At 33.4% G+C, this 16,629-nt stretch carries 15 protein-coding genes; 11 read left to right on the top strand and 4 right to left on the bottom strand.

What is annotated here, in order from left to right:
* Positions 1-233: 233 nt before the first annotated feature.
* The 3 genes from FPB0191_RS03985 to FPB0191_RS03995 all read left to right on the top strand — a co-directional run bounded on the left by FPB0191_RS03985 (position 234) and on the right by FPB0191_RS03995 (position 2,561).
* Positions 234-1,037, top strand: a complete 804-nt coding sequence (locus FPB0191_RS03985) for an ABC transporter substrate-binding protein (RefSeq protein ID WP_110021801.1) — start codon at positions 234-236, stop codon at positions 1,035-1,037.
* Between the two features lie 76 nt (positions 1,038-1,113).
* Positions 1,114-1,863 carry an amino acid ABC transporter permease gene (locus FPB0191_RS03990; protein WP_039104215.1) on the top strand — a complete coding sequence of 250 codons (750 nt, stop codon included), beginning with the start codon at positions 1,114-1,116 and terminating at the stop codon, positions 1,861-1,863.
* Entirely contained in the window at positions 1,854-2,561 is a 708-nt protein-coding gene (locus tag FPB0191_RS03995) for an amino acid ABC transporter permease (RefSeq protein ID WP_052236746.1), read from the top strand. The genes FPB0191_RS03990 and FPB0191_RS03995 overlap by 10 nt, the downstream gene beginning before the upstream one ends.
* Before the next feature lie 108 nt (positions 2,562-2,669).
* On the opposite strand, the gene FPB0191_RS04000 is transcribed toward FPB0191_RS03995, so the two are convergent.
* From FPB0191_RS04000 to FPB0191_RS04015, 4 genes are all read right to left on the bottom strand, one after another.
* Positions 2,670-3,101, bottom strand: coding sequence for a hypothetical protein (locus FPB0191_RS04000; RefSeq protein ID WP_039104217.1), 432 nt, complete (start codon positions 3,099-3,101; stop codon positions 2,670-2,672).
* Between the two features lie 220 nt (positions 3,102-3,321).
* The gene (locus FPB0191_RS04005; RefSeq protein WP_039104219.1) at positions 3,322-4,164 is read right to left on the bottom strand and encodes an aldo/keto reductase; all 843 of its coding nucleotides are present in this window, start codon (positions 4,162-4,164) and stop codon (positions 3,322-3,324) included.
* Positions 4,165-4,380: 216 nt separating this feature from the next.
* Positions 4,381-5,541 (bottom strand): murein transglycosylase domain-containing protein, encoded by a 1,161-nt coding sequence (locus FPB0191_RS04010; protein WP_039104221.1) that lies wholly within the window; start codon positions 5,539-5,541, stop codon positions 4,381-4,383.
* Between the two features lie 319 nt (positions 5,542-5,860).
* The gene (locus tag FPB0191_RS04015; RefSeq protein WP_039104223.1) at positions 5,861-7,102 is read right to left on the bottom strand and encodes an MFS transporter; all 1,242 of its coding nucleotides are present in this window, start codon (positions 7,100-7,102) and stop codon (positions 5,861-5,863) included.
* Between the two features lie 241 nt (positions 7,103-7,343).
* Between FPB0191_RS04015 and FPB0191_RS04020 the strand changes: the two genes are divergently transcribed.
* The 8 genes from FPB0191_RS04020 (at position 7,344) to FPB0191_RS04055 (ending at position 16,537) form a co-directional block, all read left to right on the top strand.
* A complete protein-coding gene (locus FPB0191_RS04020) occupies positions 7,344-8,537 on the top strand; it encodes a sugar transporter (RefSeq protein WP_039104225.1) in 1,194 nt (397 codons plus the stop codon).
* Between the two features lie 390 nt (positions 8,538-8,927).
* Positions 8,928-9,986 carry an AbrB family transcriptional regulator gene (locus FPB0191_RS04025; RefSeq protein WP_039104227.1) on the top strand — a complete coding sequence of 353 codons (1,059 nt, stop codon included), beginning with the start codon at positions 8,928-8,930 and terminating at the stop codon, positions 9,984-9,986.
* Positions 9,987-10,214: 228 nt separating this feature from the next.
* Positions 10,215-10,853 (top strand): nitroreductase family protein, encoded by a 639-nt coding sequence (locus FPB0191_RS04030; protein ID WP_039104228.1) that lies wholly within the window; start codon positions 10,215-10,217, stop codon positions 10,851-10,853.
* 11 nt (positions 10,854-10,864) lie between these two features.
* Positions 10,865-12,052, top strand: a complete 1,188-nt coding sequence (locus FPB0191_RS04035) for an FTR1 family iron permease (protein ID WP_039104230.1) — start codon at positions 10,865-10,867, stop codon at positions 12,050-12,052.
* A 64-nt stretch (positions 12,053-12,116) separates the two neighbouring features.
* Positions 12,117-12,680: an iron transporter gene (locus FPB0191_RS04040; RefSeq protein ID WP_039104232.1), complete on the top strand. Its 564-nt coding sequence runs from the start codon at positions 12,117-12,119 to the stop codon at positions 12,678-12,680.
* A 142-nt stretch (positions 12,681-12,822) separates the two neighbouring features.
* A complete protein-coding gene (locus FPB0191_RS04045) occupies positions 12,823-14,085 on the top strand; it encodes a DUF2318 domain-containing protein (protein ID WP_052236748.1) in 1,263 nt (420 codons plus the stop codon).
* 11 nt (positions 14,086-14,096) lie between these two features.
* On the top strand, positions 14,097-15,383 hold the full coding sequence (locus FPB0191_RS04050) for an ABC transporter permease (protein WP_039104234.1): 1,287 nt from the start codon (positions 14,097-14,099) through the stop codon (positions 15,381-15,383).
* A gap of 11 nt (positions 15,384-15,394) precedes the next feature.
* Entirely contained in the window at positions 15,395-16,537 is a 1,143-nt protein-coding gene (locus FPB0191_RS04055; protein WP_039104235.1) for an ABC transporter permease, read from the top strand.
* The last annotated feature ends 92 nt before the right edge of the window (positions 16,538-16,629 follow it).

Here is a 16,629-nt window from a genome sequence, read left to right on the forward strand (position 1 = left end):
GCTAAAAACGCATAACTTTATGAATAAACGGAATATGCCACTGACAATCATTGATTATTAAATATCACTAACTTAGTCAAATTTGTTAATTTAAAAGCGCGTTATAATTTTAAGTTATAAACATGTAATTTTATATTATTTAATATATAGTTAATCACTTGTTAAGCTGTTACCAACTAAATTAAGAGAATAGATATATGAAGCTATTATTCAAAAAGATAAAAACAGGATTAATGATATTAACTATTTCACTAGTTGCAAATCAGGCTTATGCCGATCGCTTGGATGATATTCAAACGCGTGGTGAAATTAAAATTGCTGTGTTTGATAGCAATCCTCCTTTTGGTTATGTAGATGGTAAGAGCAAAAAGATCGTTGGTCTTGATGCTGATTATGCAAAGGCTATTGCGGAAGCATTAAATGTTAAATTAAAACTTGTGCCAACTAATCCGGCAAATCGAATTCCCTTATTGACTGCGCAAAAAGCTGATTTGATTGTGGCCAATTTTACGGTAACGTCAGAACGAGCAAAAGCCGTTGATTTTAGTCTTCCTTACTTTGCTACAGGGCAAAAATTTGTTGCAAGAAAAGGCGTATTGAAAACACCTGATGATCTAAAAAAAATGAGGATTGGAGCTGATAAAGGTACTGTCATGGAAATAACCCTTCGTGAACAGTATCCGACAGCTAAAGTCATTTCTTATGATGATACTCCTTTTGCCTTTACGGCTTTAAAAAATGGTGTAGTCCAAGCAATTACGCAAGATGATGCTAAATTAATAGGTTTACTCGCCAATTTACCAACTAAACAGCGTGAAGAATTTGAAATTTCCCCATTTAGTATTACTAAAGAATATCAAGCAGTAGGTATACCAAAGGGCGAAAAGAGATTACTACAAGAGGTAAATAAAATGCTTCTAAGTCTAGAAGAGAAAGGTGAAGCAGTTAATATTTATAACCGATGGTTTGGTCCCGAAACTCCTACAGCTATGCCAAGAGGTGAGTTTAAAATTGGTGAAGTGGAATTTTCAAATTAGTAAAATTAATGATACTTCTAAAAATAGCATTTTAACGCCACCTAATGTGGCGATTTTTATTGGGACCATATAAATTATGATTTTTCCAGAAATTTCCGAATATCTCCTTGCTCCACAATATTTGATTTGGTTATGGGAGGGATTTGTTGTTACGTTATCGATTTCATTTTCTACCATTATTTTATCAACCTTGTTTGGTTTCCTGCTGGCTATACTATGTCAAAGTCAATTTGCTATAATTCGCCTTTCTATTCAGGGTTATATTAATCTTTTTCGTTATTCACCTTTATTACCACAATTATTTTTTTGGTATTTTGGTATTGGTAGTATATTATCATTGGATTTTAAACTTTGGATATATGACGAACCAGCAATAGATTTGGGGCTATTTACTATCAATATGCCCTCATTTGAATTTCTTATCGGACTCATTGCTTTAACCTGCTACTCATCGGCCTTTATCGCTGAAGAATTTAAAGCGGGTATCAATGGGGTGAGAGCAGGGCAGCTCAATGCTGCTTTTGCTTTAGGGTTGAATTATTGGCAGAGTTATCGATTTATTATTTTGCCACAAGCTTTTCAAATTGCATTTCCACCACTGATTGGCCAATATATGAATGTAATCAAAAACTCTTCGTTAACCATGGCGATAGGGGTATTAGAACTTTCATATATTTCACGTAAGGTAGAAACTGAAACATTAAAAACCTTTCAAGATTTTGCTATTGCTACTTTACTTTATATCATTGCTGTCGTCATTGTAGGAACATTAGGCAATATTTATCATCATCGATTATTAATAAAAGGAAATCATCAATGGCGATAGATGAACTTGCAGCAGGATTTGCTGTTATTGTAGATAACTTAGATTATTTATTATGGGGAAACTACCCAGATGAAGCATTAGGCGGAATTGCTTTAACATTATTAATGAGTTTGGCTGCAATTGTTGTATCAACAATAATAGGTATCATTACGGGTATAGGTTTGACAATTCTAACCGGGTGGAAACGTCATTTATTAGTAATAACCCTCGGTTTTTTGCGTGCCATTCCGATTCTAATGTTGATATTTTGGACTTATTTTTTATTACCAGTACTGTTTAAAGTTGATATCCCAGCGACCTTTACCGTTATTATGGCTTTAGCATTAGTTGGTGGCGCTTATATTGCCAATGCCGTTTATGCCGGCATGATCGCTATTTCACAAGAACAATGGCAAGCCGCTTATTCATTAGGTTTTAAACGTTCACAAATCATTGGTTATATCATTTTACCGCAAGCATTAAAAATGATGATGCCCTCAATCGTTAATCAATGGGTTTCCTTAATTAAAGATAGTTCATTAGCATATATAGTGAGCGTCGCAGAATTCACTTTTTTAGCCACTCAAATTAATAACAGTACCATGATATATCCAACAGAAATCTTCTTATTTGTATTGATGGTATACGTCATCATCTGTTGGTCATTAGACTTTATGGTAAACCGCTTAAATAAATCAAAAGCGATTAAAAGTAATTAGATAATGATTGATTAGAATCAGTTTTCCCTCATTTTGACAATTAATTGAAGAGACTAAAAATCTATTTATTAGTTCAAAATAGAGGGAACACTTTATTAATACAACTACTTAATATTTGTCATCACAATTTATTTTATGATCGCGATAAATTACAGTGTTATATCCTGCATCAAGATCGCGTTGCTCTATAATTTTACCGTCACGAATAAAGAACCAATATTTTTTAAATGGTTTATAATAACTTTCATTTTTTATGCCACCAATAATAGCGCAAACCGAATAACCATAGATAACATCTTTGTCGTCAGGATTTATAACAAGATATTCCTCACGAGGATTACTCATTGATAAATAACTGATCATATTGTGATTATCAAAGTTTTTCTCTCCCCATTTTTTAATAATTGCCGGATAGTTGGTCGGATATTTACCGAAATTCGCAGTAGTTAAGTCTGGGCGCCAATTAGGGTCGGTGGGCTTTTGCGAAGAACAAGCAACTAATAAAAAAGCAAAACTGATAATTAGGATAACTTTTTTCATTCTAGTAATTCCCTTCTTTTTATTAACAAGGACAATAATAATTTAGAATATTGTCCATAGAAATTTGTTATTTCAAAGTGGATTTCATTTTAGTTAATACTAACGCGGTAGTCTAGGAGTGTCTATTAAAATTGATCATTCATTGCTGTCCAAATAGATATTATTTAAAGTGCTTAAATAATATCTATTTGTCGATTTAAAATCATAACGAAATAGATTGCTAATGCATTTCTAAAGGGATCTTATGCTTAGGTTCTGGAAATGATTTATCTAATAGTGCTAAATCTTCACTTGTTAATTTTATATCTAAAGATTTTATATTATCAATTACATGTTCACTAGATGATGCTTTAGGTATTGCGATAATATCATCAGTTCTAAGTACCCATGCTAAAGCAATTTGTGCCGGTGTAGCATTATGCTTATGTGCTATATCAATTAATGATTGGTGAGAAAGAATGCTACCGCGTTCAATCGGTGAATAAGCCATGCAAGGCAATCCTTTTTGACGACACCAAGGTAATAAATCAAATTCAATACCTCGTCTACTTAGGTTGTATAAAATTTGATTGGTCATGATTTGATGATGATCAACATAAGATTCTACTTCATTTAAATCCTTGATATCAAAATTACTCACGCCCCAACGTTTAATTTTGCCTTGTTCAACTAGAGTCTGCATTGCATCAAACGTTTCAGTTAATGGCACAACACCGCGCCAATGCAACAAATACATATCAAGGCAATCAATTTGTAAACGCTTTAAACTATGATTACAGGCTAATATTGTTTTTTGGAATGAAGCATTAATTGGGAGGACTTTACTGACGATAAAAACCTTATCGCGAATTCCTTTAATAGCTTTACCAACGACAATTTCAGCTCCACCATTACCATACATTTCAGCAGTATCAATTAGAGTAAGACCATGTTCAATACCAAGTTTTAGTGCAGTGATTTCCTGTTGTTGTAAGGTTGAGTCTTCACCCATAACCCACGTGCCTTGACCTAAAGCAGGTATTCTAGTGCCATCCGGTAATGTTACACTTTTTTTTAAAACCATGGTTTCTCCTTAACTTCACCAAAAAAACAGCAAAGTATTTGATTTATTTAAGATTTTAGTTAAGTATACTTTAAAAATAACCGATGATAAATCTATTTTATAATAGAATAAAATCTATTAAGAATTTTATATACTTTTCAACTATAAGTTGAGTAAACTTAATCTCCATGATTTTATTTAGTACTAAAAATCAATCAATAAGTAATTTACATGGAGTTAAAATAATTTCTTATTATTTGTCACTTTCTTAAGATAATTCCGCGTTTCTTTCGAACTGACTTGAGTGGTCAAGGTATGGTAGATTTCACTCGAAGTCCTAGTATTAATTATGCTCATTGCTTTATTGCGATCTGTATGGAATGTGGATAATACCGTACCAGCACCACCATTGTAGGCGCTAATGACACAATACTCTTTGCTCATTTGATTCGTAATAGCTTTTAAATAACGGTTTTTAAGGATATCTATATAAACTGTACCCATCTGAATATTATTAGCCGGATCAAATAGATATTCACGACTCGGTTTGCCTTTTTTATTATAAATTGCAGCATAAGCATCTGTCCCCGCTGTATTTGGCATAATTTGCATTAAACCTATAGCACCACTTCTACTCACGGCATATTGGTTAAAATCACTTTCAGTTTTAATAATGGCATAGATAAGTTTGGCATCAATTTGGTACTGTTTAGCATATTTTGTTACTAATGCTTGATATTTATGAGCTCGAACATCTTCATGATGCTTAATTAATGGGATCTGTACATAATAAGCAACTTTGTTATTAGCTAATTGGTAAGTTTTAACCGAATTTTGCAACAAATAGTCGGCAAATTTATTTGCTCGCCATTCCCAACGAATAGGCTGACCTTCATTATCAACAACTTCGCCATATAAATAAGGTTCGCCTCCAAGCTTAATACTATTAGTATTAAAAAGATCGGCACTGCTTGGATCATTTGGCATTAACAAGGTCATTACGATCGCTTCTTTCAAGCTTTTATTTATATTTCTTGAATCAATTGTGCCAATGTTAATTAGACCTTTTTCATAATCTATAATGGCGCGACTTTGATAGTTATTCGTATATTTTACATATTCTTTTGCACTGGGTTCTTTAGCATCCCTTTCACCCCATTTTCTTATAACTGATTCTCTCAAATCAGCAAAGGCCTTAGTTATATTTTCGATCCGCTTTATATCGTTGACGAGTAAATTGGGATTTTCTGCATACTGTTGGCCTTTTTGTTTGGCTATGTTGCGTAGTACAGCTTTTGGATTATCTGAATTAACAGCTGTTATGATTTGTTGATATTCTTTAGAAGTACAACTTGCTATTATTAAACCTACAAATACTAATAGATATTTTTTTTTCATCTAATAATCCTTAACCGTTAAAAAAGTGCTTCTTGCAAAAGAAATGGCAATAAAATACTCGAAAAATTATAAAAAATAAAACTCAAGTTGGTTATAAAAGCATTTTTAGACTTTATTAAAATAATTTAAATAATAGATTTTAAATTAACTCGATGATTTATCAGGTTTAATAATCTGATAAAGATGTAATAGGAACGTTTAAAAATCATTTCGTTTTTAAAAGCATACTTATTAGGCGGGTAACTCATTCAAATTCATATTAGTTAGGTAACTATTATTTCTTATCAGATAGTTACCTAATTGTTTAACAGATTACTGGTTATTCTAAAGTCTTACCTTTGGATTCTGGAATAAGGAAGCAAAATGCAAATGCTGACAATAAATAAGCGACAGATAATAAAGCTAGCGCATAACTTATCGAATATTGTGTAGCTAAGAAACCAATGAGAATTTGTGCAACGCCTGCAATACCACGGCCAACATTAAAAATAATATTTTCTGCACTGGATCGAGCATCGGTTGGATAATGTTCAGCTAATAATGCACCGTACCCACCCATCATGCCATTAACAAAAAAACCGATGGCAGAACCAAATATGATAAGAATAGTCATATCAGTTTGATGAAAATAAAACCAAATAGAAATAGCAGAAACTAATAAAAAAATAATATACGAAGGACGGCGACCTAATTTATCACATAGCCAACCGAAAACAATAATTCCAAGTACCATACCGATAGTAGTCGAAATAGTCCAAAAAGTCGTTTTCGAAAAAGGAAGGTGTAATTCATTGGCAATCATTGTTGGCATCCATACCATTAAACCGTAAAAGCCAAAATTTTGTACTGCACAGGCAATCGTTAATCCGATAGTAGTAAGTGTAGTGCTAGAATTACGAAATAATTTATGAACGGCTATTTGATTATCATTATTATCTTTCAGATTCTGCCAAATTTCTGGTTCTTTTAAGCCCTTACGTGTCCAAGCAACAAATAAAGCAGGTAATACCCCCATGGCAAATGCCCAACGCCAACCAAAATTTGCTCCAATGTAAGTTACAGTTAAGGTTGCTAAAATTATACCTATCTGAAAACCTAAAGCGACAATTGATGTTGCTCGAGAACGTTTATGCTTAGGCCAGCTTTCTGAAACAAGCGTCATACCGATGCCAAATTCACCACCTAGACCCAATCCACTTAAAAAACGGAATATAGCAAAGGTTTCATAATTAGGTGAAATAGCACACAATCCAGTGAAAACGGAGAAGATTAAAATAGTCCAAGAAAAAACTTTAACTCGACCATATTTATCCGCCATGATCCCAAATATAATCCCACCGATTACTGCCCCTAATAATGTAATTGTATTTAAGGTCGCAGCTTGGGTATTGTCTAAATGAAAGAACGTCATTATCATTGGTAGACAAAAGCCCAATAACATAATATCCATGCCATCTAGCGCGTATCCAACTGTTGAAGCAAAAAGAGTTTTCTTTTGATAAGGAGTAGCACGATGTTTTTGGCTACCTGATGATGAGTAGATATCAGAATCTGTATTCATTATAACCTCAAGTATTAATATAACATGATTGATTCAAACTAGATGAAACAAAACACTTTAGTTTAGCATGTTAATGTACAAATAAAAATTTATCGCATGGTATTTAAAAAAGAGTAAATTAAAACCGTAGCTCAAATTATTAAGATAAGCATCTTGATTTTACTCATTAAATGAACTATTGGTTTTTAAATTCATTTTGATTATAATTGCGACACCAATCTGATATTTTGTAAGTCCTATCATGCATTTATACCCAATCATTCATCGATCTAAAGCGTGGTCAGCTATATTCTGTTTGGCATTAGCTGCATTTATTTTTAATACGACTGAATTCGTTCCTGTTGGCTTACTGTCAAATATTGCTGATAGTTTTAAAATGTCTGATGCCAATACAGGACTGTTAATTACAATATATGCATGGGCGGTTTCATTATTATCTTTGCCATTAGCTGTTCTAACCGCAAAATTTGAACGGCGAAAATTACTAATCTTTTTATTTATTTTATTTATAGCTAGCCATATTTTAGCAGGTATGGCTTGGGATTTTTATAGTTTGCTAGCTGGACGTATTGGTATTGCTTGTGCGCATGCCGTTTTTTGGGCAATTACGACACCATTAGCGGTTCGACTTGCTCCGAATGGTAAAAAAGCACAAGCTATGGGATTTATTGTTGCCGGCACTTCCATGGCAACGGTATTAGGGGTACCGCTAGGGACAATGATAGGACAAGTTCTTGGGTGGCGGTTAACTTTTTTATGTATTGCTGCTATAGCATTTTTCGTAATGTTTGGCTTGATGTATCTACTTCCTACACTGCCAAGTACTAATTCAAAATCATTGCGCTCTTTACCTTCTTTATTGAGAAGACCAGCATTAATTCATGTTTATATTCTCACTGCTATTGTTATAACCGGGCATTTCACTGTTTATACCTATATAACGCCTTTCATGCACAAAATAGGTGGTTTTAGTGAATCATTTGTAGTGTTTCTTCTTCTATGTATTGGTTTTTGCGGCATTATTGGAAGTATTATTTTTGCTAAATTTTCAGAAAAATACCCAGTGGCTATTTTTGTTTATACTTTACTATTAATGATTTTATGCTTAGGTTTTTTTTACATAGCGTCATTACACAGTCAAACTGCTATTATCGTTTGTTTGATATGGGGAATTGCTATAACTATATTTGGAATGCTGATGCAGAGTAAAGTTATTGAGGTTGCTCCCGATGCTACCGATATCGCGACGGCAATATATTCGGGTATTTATAATATTGGTATTGGTGGTGGCGCTTTAGTTGGTGGGCAGGTTATTCAGCATCTTAACATGCAAAAAATAGGTTATTTTGGTGCGGGATTTATTTTAGTAGCTTTAATATTGTTTGTGTGGATGTCAAGTAAGATATGGATTCAAGAACAAAAAAATGCCCAATAATGAAATTGGGCTAACATAAGGAATAGGAAAACAATGAAATTTTCATTGAGGCGCTATTATGCATTATTTTTATCTCTTTGTATGTAAGTTTAATGTAATGGTTTTATAAAATATTACAATTTTTCTATTAATTACAATTAACACTTATAACTAATGAATTGAAATTATTTGTTTTTTTTAAAGCTATTTAAGAACAAACAAATTAAGATAAATTTTTGTTATTTTTTCAATAGGTAATAATTTATTTTTTCAGTTTATTTTAAATTATTCATTTGTCACCATTTAGTCATGATATAGCGCATATATTATGTTAGCATGATATTTGATATCAAAATTATCTGGTTTAAACAGATAATTATAATATTAAATTGAATGGTTTAGACAACTGCAATGAATCAAAATTTTCGAACTTTATTATACTGGATTGGGGTATTAGTCCTTAGTGCTTTATTTATATCGGTATTATATTATAAGCAAATACCCGGCGCTTTCTTATTAGGCCCCATGTTAGCTGGTATTATTTTCGGACTCAATAATACTAATCTTTCGGTTGCAAAACCACTCTTTAATCTATCTCAAGGCATCTTAGGATGTTTAACTGCCGAGGCGATTACAGCCAATGTTATTTATAGTCTTATGTCATATTGGCAATTAGCTTTTATTATTACCGGTTCGACTATCATTATTAGTGCGTTATTAGGAAGTATTCTCTATCGGTTTTCATCTTTACCAGGTTCCACTGCAATTTGGGGAGTTATGCCTGGTGGGGCATCCGCTATGGTAGGCATTAGTGGAGACTATGGTGCTGATCCACGTTTAGTCGCATTGATTCAGTATTTACGAGTCATTTTTGTCGTCTTTATGCTAGCCTCATTTGCACATTTTTTTAGTGAACACCACGGCATACAATCTTCCACACAGTCATTGGAAATATTTCCTAAACCAAGTTTAAATCTGATTTATACCATACTTGTGGCCATTATTGGGGTTTATATCACCAAACTGATTAAATTCCCTTCAGGTCGTATATTATTGCCAATGGCAATAGGTGCAATTTTACAAATTAATGGTGTTTTAACATTAGAAACACCTCAATGGTTATTAATGATATGTTCTGGTTCAATTGGTTTATCTGTTGGACTACGATTTAATGTGGTATTAATTAAATTAGCTATTAAAACGTTGCCTATAATATTGATGACGATATTATTAATGTTAGTTTTTTGTTTAGTTCAAGCCATCGTAATGCATTTTTATTTAGGAGTAGATTATTTAACTTGTTTTTTAGCTACTAGTCCAGGGGGGTTAGATACCTCAGTTATTATTGCTTTAGATACCCATTCAAATTTAGAACTGATTTTACCTTTACAAATTCTACGTTTTTTTAGTGTGTTAGTTTTTGGTCCGATACTAGCACGTTATCTCTCAAAAAAATTAAATTTATCATAATAATCTTATTGAGATTATTTATAATTTATTATGAAAAAATAAAACGGCAATTCTATTTTAGATAGATTGTCGTTCTTACAATCTATTAGTAATTGGGTATCTAATTATTTTATTTTCCATAATATTTTATTATTAATTAAATGATAATAATTTTTATTTAGTATTGATAATTACGTCTAATCGCCATAATATAAGCGACAAATAATTAAAGTATATATCAGGTAACCCATGCTTAGGTTTTCCCAAAGGCTGTCCGTAATTCTTATCGTTTTTTTGACCTTTATTAATGCAGCTCATGCTGATATTCAACTACCCACTGCGCAAATGGAAAATGGAATAGGTCTTTTTGATGCTTTAAAAAAACGCTCATCTACTCCTGGTGGGGCTTTTGGCATAGGGAAAATAACAGATCAAGAACTTTCAACTATCTTATGGGCAGCAAGTGGTTTGAATCGTGGAGAAAAAGGGTGGACTATCCCCACAGCATCAGGTCAAGCTCCTTATGTTAAAATTTATGTAGCTGGTGAAAAGGGTGTTTATTTATACCAATGGCAAGGACACTATTTACAGCAATTAAGTGATGAAGATATTCGTGGTGATATTGCCTTCCAAAACTTTACTCGACGAGCAGCTTATCAACTTATTTTTGTAAGTGATAGTCAAGCCTTAAAAAATTTCAACGATGATGTAAAAGCAAATAATTTTAGTCAAATTGCAGTTGGTGCAATGAGTCAAAATATCTATTTAGCTGCTGCAGCATTAAAGTTAAATGTACGTTATATCCATTCTATAAAGCCCGAAATTATCGAAGAAGAACTTAAACTTGGTGATGATAAACCAATTGGCATGATGTTATTAAGTAAATAGAGGGTAAGTTAGTGAAACGGTTTTTAACTATTTTTGTATTACTATTATCAAGTATTTTTATTTTTCAGACCTCAGCAGAGGCTGCTAAAACGAAATATGAAAGTTGGAATGCACTGATCGATGAAATGGATATTATCCTAAATCAAGCCTACGATGCTTATTTTATTAAGGATGTTACAGGTGCTAAAGATTTGGTAAATAAAGCTTACTTTGGTTTTTATGAGAAGCATGGTATTGAACGCGCTGTTATGTCCTACATTTCAGGTCAACGAGGAACAGATACAGAGTATCAATTTGCTAAGATCAAACGGTTGATGACTGATAATGCACCGAATAAAGTTGTTCGCACTGAAATTGATACAATTCTCAAAATGCTCCATGAAGATGCCAATGAATTAGATGGCAAGCAAGATAGTGGTTGGGGTACATTCTTAGCTGCATTGATTATTATTTTACGTGAGGGAACAGAAGCCATTCTTGTCATTGCTGCAATTACTGCATATTTAGTTCGTTCTGGTAATAAATCATATGTCAAAATTGTTTATTGGAGTTCCTTTGCAGCAGTTATAGCCAGTATTTTGGCAGCCATAGCGATTCAGGTTGTATTTGACATTAGTGGTGCGAATCAGGAAATGATCGAAGGTGTCGCGATGTTATTAGCAACGATAGTATTATTCTTTGTTAGTAACTGGATGTTATCGAAATCTGAAGCACAAGCTTGGAAAAACTACGTAGAGGGTAAGGTTAAAATGGCCGTTGCCACTGGAAGTGGTGTTGCATTGGGTGGTGCAGCTTTTCTGTCAGTTTTTCGCGAAGGTGCGGAAACAATTTTATTTTATCAAGCAATGATTGCAGATGCTAAAGATCATATTAGCATGGTATTTTTAGGTTTAGGTGTTGGATGTTTGTTATTGGTTGCTATCTTTATGATCATTCGTTTTGGTAGTCTAAAGTTGCCATTAAAGGCATTTTTTATTGGTACCAGTATATTAATGTATCTACTTGCCGTTGTATTTGCCGGTGGTGGCATCAAAGAATTGCAGGAAGCGGATATTATTCCAGTAACACCAGTTAATTATATTCGTTCGATTGATTTATTGGGAATCTATCCAACGGTTGAAACATTAGTACCACAAGTCTTCATGTTGTTAGTTGTTGTTGTTTCGTTTATTTATTTAAAAAGTCGAAAAGTTAAATAACACGAAATATATAAAAAATGAATTTTTAGCAGACATTGCTTAAATTACTAAAGGAGTAAAATCAATGAAAAAGTTAGCTGTCGCTGTGGGTGTATCATCAATTTTAGCTTTATCCTCTTTTGCTTATGCCGCGGCACCAGCACCCGATGAAGTTGCTGGTTTCGAAGAGTTCCCAATTGGAGATGAAGTAACGGTTGGACCTCTACATATTTCTGGTGTTTATTTTCAACCAGTTGATATGGAACCTGCTGGAATGGGTGGTCTTCCTGCGTCAAAATCAGACATGCATTTAGAAGCTGATATTTCAGCAACAGAAGATAATAATTTAGGATATGGTGCAGGTGATTTTGTTCCTTACTTAACGGTTAAATATAAAATTCAAAAAGCAGGTAGCAATAAAGTAATTGAAGGTAATTTTATGCCGATGAATGCATCTGATGGTCCTCATTATGGTAATAATGTGAAATTAGATGGTGCAGGAAAATACAAAATCACCTTTATTATTGAAAACCCAGAAAAACAAGGTTACTTGTTACATGTTGATAAGGAAACAGGTGTTGATGGTCGATTCTGGAAAAAACCAATTGAAGTATCTTGGGATTTTGATTTTATTCCACGTGTTTGGTAATTCCTTTTAATAGTTTATAAATTAACTAACTAAATTAGAAAAGGTTAATAGTTATTGAACTATTAACCTAAATGATGTCAATAAAGTTAACGTCGTTTAAATGTTTAAAAAATGACAATGACTAAGTCTAATAGGCTTCGGTATGTTGCAATATCTGATTAAAGTTACTGATAATACTTTTATTCCAGCGGTTATAGCTGCATTCTTAATATCAGCATTGCGGATAATGGGAAGTCCAATAAGAAAAAAAGTTTGCTTAAGTTTTTTATTAGGATGTTCAATTGCGTTAGTCTACGCCATTTTAAAGCGTAATACAGGCATCGCTGTCCGAGAGTATTACGATTTATCGCTACTATGTTCATGGATGATAATAATAATACTAACCTTATTTTCTATTTGGATAGTTTATTTAAAACAAAAACAGCCAAAGGCTAAATCACTATGGCAATGTTTGGCAAATATTTGTTTGATCTTATTGCTATCAATAGATATTGCGTTAGTAATGCCTAACCTCTTCCTCTATCCATTTGAATTTGGGGTAGGGATGGAGTCTATCTTTAATTCCGATTATCTTTATAAATGGCTAAGTTTTACATTAACTATTTTATTGATGTTATTCATCACAATATTTATATATCGTATTGCCAAACAATTATCTAATTGTTTCGTGATGAGTTTTATTAGTATTGCTTTAGCTATTTTCACTACCCAGAATTTTATTACCATTGCACAAATCATGATTGTGCGACGTTTCATTTCATATCAACCATGGTTAATGGACTTAGTTATTTTTGTTTTAAGTCATGTTAACTTTTTTATCTGGGTATTTATTGTTTTAAATTTATTTTTAGCAATTTTCCTATATATAAAGGGTAAAACTACACCATTGGTAGGTCAAAATCCAGCACAAATCCGTCGTATTAAAGCTAATATTCGTCAAGATCGTCGTCGAGTATGTATGATTTTAGCGGCATCAGCGATTACAGCCTATACTATTACACGTCTTCGTTATATATACGATAAAGGAGTAGAAATATCGCCTGCTGAACCAATCTCATTAGATAATAATGGCTTAATTGTTATTCCATTAATCAAAGTTAATGATGGCAATTTACATCGGTTTGGTTATGAAACCCGCGATGGGACGATTGTGCGATTTATTATTATTAAAAAAAGTGAAAACGCTTACGGTGTGGGATTGGACGCGTGTGATATCTGTGGTGCGTCAGGCTATTATCAACGCGGTGATCAGGTTGTTTGCAGTTTATGTGATGTGGTAATGAATATTGCCACGATAGGTTTTCCGGGAGGTTGTAATCCAGTTCCATTAAAATTTAAAGTAATTGATGGCAACATTGTGATTAAACCTAACTATTTGGAAGCTGAAAAAAATCGGTTTAAATAGGTCAGGATACTATGTTTGGCAAAATGATATTTGGGGTAATAACCCGTCAAAAAAAGAAATTAATGTTGATTGCGCTTACTATTGCATTAGGAGTTTCATTAGCAACAGCAATGCTTAACGTGATGTTTGATGTAGGTGATAAAGTAAATCAAGAACTTAAAGCCTATGGTGCCAATTTGAATATCGTACCTAAAGGGGCGGCTTTTATAAATGATATGTATCAACTTGATGAAGATAATCAAAACGAAGCCTCACAATTTATTAATGAAGATCAGTTAGTAAAAATTAAGATGATATTTTGGGCTTATAATATTGTCGATTTTGCCCCTTATTTAAGTATTGCCGCTGAAGTCGATCATCATCCTGTAAAAGTAGTGGGGACTTGGTTTGATAAACATTTACAAATTCCAACGGGTGACGAAGTTAATACGGGAATGTTAGCCATGAAATCGTGGTGGCAGATTGAAGGTAACCCAATGACGGATGATAATTTACAATCCGCTATGATTGGGGAAAGTCTAGCTAAGCGGTTGAATTTAAAGATTGGAGATAAAATTACAATAGATTCTCCTAAAAACCATAATAGCATGGCGTTGACTATCCATAATATTTTTCATAGCGGAGGAATTGAGGATAATGAAATTTACGTTACATTATCCACTGCGCAAGAACTAGCAAATAAAAAAGGGTTAGTTGAACGGGTTGAAGTCAGTGCATTAACCACGCCTGAAAATGAGCTTGCACGACGCGCAGCGCAAGATCCTAATAGCTTATCAAGAAATGAATGGGATATTTGGTATTGTACTGCTTACATCAGTTCAATCGCCTATCAACTTGAAGAGGTCATGCCTGATGTTAGAGTTAAAGCTATCATGCAAGTAGCTGAATCTGAAGGGGCTATTTTACAAAAAACACAATTACTTATGATCTTATTGACCGTACTTTCTTTAATTTGTTCAGCACTCGCCATTTCCAATTTAGTTACCGCAAATGTAATTGAACGTAGTACAGAAATCGGCTTGTTGAAAGCGTTAGGCGCAAGCAATAGTGCCGTTGCGCTATTAATCATCATTGAAATGTTAATTATTGGTTTGATCGGTGGTGTGATTGGTTATTTTATGGGGCTTGGCTTTGCTCAAATTATAGGTCACACAGTATTTGGTTCGTCTGTTGAAATAAAAATGTTGATCATTCCGTTAGTAGGATTAATGGTACTTTTCATAACGTTAATTGGTAGCTTACCAGCGTTGAAAATGATGATGTTTTTAAAACCTATTGACGTTCTACATGGTCGATAAGGCGATAAATTATGATAAACAAGAATAAATTATTTCTAATCAAAGCATTAATCAGCTCTTTGGTTCGTCGGCGTTCGCGTATTTTAGTTGCCTTGCTGGCTACGGCAATTGGTGCCACAGTACTTTTAGGCATGATCACGCTATGTTTTGATATTCCACGTCAAATGGGAAAGGAATTTCGTTCATATGGTGCTAATCTTATTTTCACTCCAGCCGGCAACAATACAACGATTAATTTTGAACAGGTAAAACTAGCAATCCAGAATATTCCAAAGGAACAATTGATTGGTGTGACACCGTTTCGGTATTTAGCAATCCGCAGCAATGTCGTTCCCTACACTTTGGTCGGCACTGATTTTCAACAAATTGCTCATACGAGTCCCTTTTGGCAAATTGAGGGGCAGTTCCCGTCCAAAGACGATGAAATTATGATTGGTATTGATATAGCTAATTATGCACATTTATCTATTGGTGACACAATGCCAATAGCAGGCAAAACCAAACAAAATGATCATTTTGAGCAGAATTTCAAAATCAGCGGTATCGTTAAAACAGGTAAAACAGAAGATAATTTTATTTTTGTTAATCTAACTAAACTTGAAGAATTGCTTGAAGAACAAGATGAAGTTGAAGTCGTAGAACTTAGTATTAGTGCTCCAGAAGTTGAGTTGCAAAATTATATCACAATTATCAAACAAGATTTCCCTCTAATTGAACCGCATCTTATTAAATGGGTGACTCAATCAGAGACACAAGTATTAGGTAAATTAGCATCTTTACTATTTCTTGTGACTTCCGTCGTATTAATTTTGACGATGATATGTGTTGCAACCACTATGATGACAGTAGTTATTGAACGGCGTAAAGAGATCGGCCTAAAAAAAGCGTTAGGCGCAGAAAATAGCGATATAGCGCAAGAGTTTTTGGCTGAAAGTGTTATTTTAGGTTTTATTGGTGGATTAATAGGTTCTGTTTGTGGATTGTTATTTGCACAAATCATTAGTCGAGAAGTATTTGGGCGATCCATTGCGTGTGAATATTATTTAATTCCAGTTACGATAATTATCACTATTGTTGTTACAGTTGTTGCTTGTTTGATTCCTGTTAAGCGTGCAGTAAACGTTGAACCTGGATTAGTATTACGTGGCGAATAAAAACACAAAGTTAAACGAAAGAAAATTGGGAACTTTGTGAATACTGTTTAATTTTGATCGTTAAATATAAAAAAACGATAAATATATGAGTA

Source organism: Frischella perrara, assembly GCF_000807275.1.
Taxonomy (GTDB): Bacteria; Pseudomonadota; Gammaproteobacteria; order Enterobacterales; family Orbaceae; genus Frischella; species Frischella perrara.

What these genes read in the sequence shown, in the direction of transcription:
- FPB0191_RS04000 (WP_039104217.1), bottom strand. Translation starts at nt 3,101, where the DNA reads ATGAAAAAAGTTATCCTAATTATCAGTTTTGCTTTTTTATTAGTTGCT.
- FPB0191_RS04010 (WP_039104221.1), bottom strand. Translation starts at nt 5,541, where the DNA reads ATGAAAAAAAAATATCTATTAGTATTTGTAGGTTTAATAATAGCAAGT.
- FPB0191_RS04040 (WP_039104232.1), top strand. Translation starts at nt 12,117, where the DNA reads ATGAAAAAGTTAGCTGTCGCTGTGGGTGTATCATCAATTTTAGCTTTA.
- FPB0191_RS04045 (WP_052236748.1), top strand. Translation starts at nt 12,823, where the DNA reads ATGTTGCAATATCTGATTAAAGTTACTGATAATACTTTTATTCCAGCG.
- FPB0191_RS04050 (WP_039104234.1), top strand. Translation starts at nt 14,097, where the DNA reads ATGTTTGGCAAAATGATATTTGGGGTAATAACCCGTCAAAAAAAGAAA.
- FPB0191_RS03995 (WP_052236746.1), top strand. Translation starts at nt 1,854, where the DNA reads ATGGCGATAGATGAACTTGCAGCAGGATTTGCTGTTATTGTAGATAAC.
- FPB0191_RS04025 (WP_039104227.1), top strand. Translation starts at nt 8,928, where the DNA reads ATGAATCAAAATTTTCGAACTTTATTATACTGGATTGGGGTATTAGTC.
- FPB0191_RS04005 (WP_039104219.1), bottom strand. Translation starts at nt 4,164, where the DNA reads ATGGTTTTAAAAAAAAGTGTAACATTACCGGATGGCACTAGAATACCT.
- FPB0191_RS03985 (WP_110021801.1), top strand. Translation starts at nt 234, where the DNA reads ATGATATTAACTATTTCACTAGTTGCAAATCAGGCTTATGCCGATCGC.
- FPB0191_RS03990 (WP_039104215.1), top strand. Translation starts at nt 1,114, where the DNA reads ATGATTTTTCCAGAAATTTCCGAATATCTCCTTGCTCCACAATATTTG.
- FPB0191_RS04020 (WP_039104225.1), top strand. Translation starts at nt 7,344, where the DNA reads ATGCATTTATACCCAATCATTCATCGATCTAAAGCGTGGTCAGCTATA.
- FPB0191_RS04055 (WP_039104235.1), top strand. Translation starts at nt 15,395, where the DNA reads ATGATAAACAAGAATAAATTATTTCTAATCAAAGCATTAATCAGCTCT.
- FPB0191_RS04030 (WP_039104228.1), top strand. Translation starts at nt 10,215, where the DNA reads ATGCTTAGGTTTTCCCAAAGGCTGTCCGTAATTCTTATCGTTTTTTTG.
- FPB0191_RS04015 (WP_039104223.1), bottom strand. Translation starts at nt 7,102, where the DNA reads ATGAATACAGATTCTGATATCTACTCATCATCAGGTAGCCAAAAACAT.